This is a genomic window from Streptomyces sp. NPDC025638 (assembly GCF_055558775.1).
On record NZ_JBVHLX010000065.1, the window covers coordinates 1 to 2,392 of the forward strand.

1 protein-coding gene is annotated in these 2,392 nt (G+C 69.5%); it reads right to left on the bottom strand.

The window, feature by feature from the left end; translation table 11 throughout:
- Positions 1-2,392, bottom strand: a 2,392-nt coding sequence (locus ACZ4EG_RS46570) for a non-ribosomal peptide synthetase (RefSeq protein ID WP_467795057.1), incomplete at both ends; no start/stop codon positions are given.

Below are 2,392 nucleotides of genomic sequence, written 5' to 3' on the forward strand. Positions count from 1 at the left end.
ATCCATCCCCTGGACCAAAGCCTTGCGGCCATGGCCCTCAACATCGACCAGAACACCGCCCTCAAGGGGCCGACCGCCGCCGAGCCGCTCACCCAAAGCCCCTGCCAGACCGGCAAGCAGCACATCGTCGACCCCCGCATGGAACGCCACAGGCACACCGGTCAGCAACGCCGACGTGACCCCCGCCGGCACAGTGACCGTCACCCGCCGGACCTCGGCACCTCGGTTCAGGTCCTCGTTCAGCGGCCGGTCCGTCAGCAGCGCATCGCCGCCCTGCACCAGTTCCGTCCACGCCTGAAGTTCCGCCACCCGTTCGTCGGCGCGGGCCTGAGCGGCCAACTCCTGCGCCCAGTGCCGGAACGAGATCGGTACCGACGCCGGCTCGGGCTGCACGCCACTCGCCAATGCTGCATAGGCCTCGGCCAGATCCGGCAGCAGGACACGCCACGAGACGCCGTCCACCACAAGGTGATCGACCACCAGCAGCAGTCGGCCACCGGCGTCAGCTCCGGCGTCGAACCACACCGCCTGCACCATCACCCCGGCAAGAGGGTCGAGCCGCCCAACGGCCGCCTGCGTCTGCTCCTCGATCAGGCGCGTCCGCCCGGCGTCGTCCAAGCCACTCGCATCGACCCGCCGGACCCACGAGTCGACCTGCACGGCGCCCGCGTCGGGCACTACCAGCCGCCAGGGCCCGGTCTCCAGCCGCGCCCGCAAAGCCTCATGCCGGTCCACCAGCGCCTGCACGGCGTCCACCAGCACTGCCAGATCCAGGCCGGTCGGCACTGACACCAGAGCCGACTGGTACACCTCGCCCAGATCCTCCGGGCTCACCCGCGCCAGCAGCTCGTGCATCACCGGCGTCAGGGGCACCTCGCCCGTGGCAGCGACCGCCTCGCCGACCGAGTTGCGGTCGGTCAAGGGAACGGCCACCGCGGCCACCGCGGCCGGGGTGCGCAGCTCGAACACCTCGCGCGTGCTGATCGCCACGCCGGCCCGCCGGGCACTGGAGACCAACAGCATGGACTGGATCGAATCGCCGCCCAGCTCGAAGAAGCTGTCTTCGACGCCCACCCGCTCAAGGCCCAGCACCTCGGCGAACAGCCGGCAGAACAGTTCCTCGTCGCGCGTGGCCGGGGGACGGCCCTCGCTGCGGCCGGACAGCTCGGGCGCGGGCAGGGCGGCACGGTCGAGCTTGCCGTTGACCGTCAACGGCAGTGCCTCCAACACCACTACCGCCGACGGAACCATGTACTCAGGCAAGCGATTGGCCGCGAAGTCCCGCAGCACAGCGCTGTCGAGTCCATCACGGGCAGGAACGACGTAGGCGATCAGCCGCTTCTCGCTCCCCTGGTCCTCATGGACGACCACGGCGACCTGACCGACGTCGGGATGGGAGGCCAACACGGCCTCGACCTCGCCCAGTTCGATACGGAAACCGCGAATCTTGACCTGCTCGTCCGCCCGACCCGCGAAGTGCAGTTGCCCATCCGCCGACCAGCGGGCCAGGTCACCGGAACGGTACATCCGCTGCCCCGGCACGAACGGGCAGGCCACGAACCGCTCCGCAGTCAGATCCGCACGTCCCACATATCCCCGTGCCAGACCGGAACCCGAGATGTACACCTCGCCCACGACACCAACCGGCGCCGGCCTCAGGAACGCATCCAGCACATACACCTGGGTGTTGGGCAGCGGTCGGCCGATCGCGGGCGGTGCGTCCTGCGAGGTGATGCCCTCGCCGAGCGGCGTCGCGGTGGTGATGACCGTCGCCTCGGTCGGGCCATAGGTGTTCCACACCCGAGCCTGCCCCCGCCACCGCGCAGCCAGGTCGGCACTCAACCGCTCAGCGCCCAACACCCAGTTGGACACCCCGGGCACCACCGCCGGGTCCAACACCCCGAGCAACGACGGCACCACACTCGCCACGCTCACACCCGCCGCACGGATCATCTCCGCCAACACCGCAGGATCCGTACGCTCCTCACTCCCGGCAATCGCCAGCGTCCCGCCCGCAGCCAGCGTCACCACCACATCCAGCACAGCCGCATCGAAACTGAACGACGCGAACTGCAGCGCGGTGACACCCACATCCACGCCCAGCACCGGCCGCATCGCCTCCGCCAGATTCACCAGGCCACCGTGTGCAACCGCAACACCCTTCGGGCGGCCGGTGGAGCCCGATGTGTAGATCACGTACGCCAGTTGGTCTAGCTCCGGCGACGACCCCAGCGATTCCCCGGACTCCGCGGCAATCGCGTCCGCCACCTCATCGAGCAGCAGCACATGCTCCGCGCCCAGCGTCAGCCCATCCACCGCCTCGGACGTGCTCAGCACCACAGCAGCGCCACTGTCGGCAACCATGAACGCCAACCGATCCGCCGGATACTCC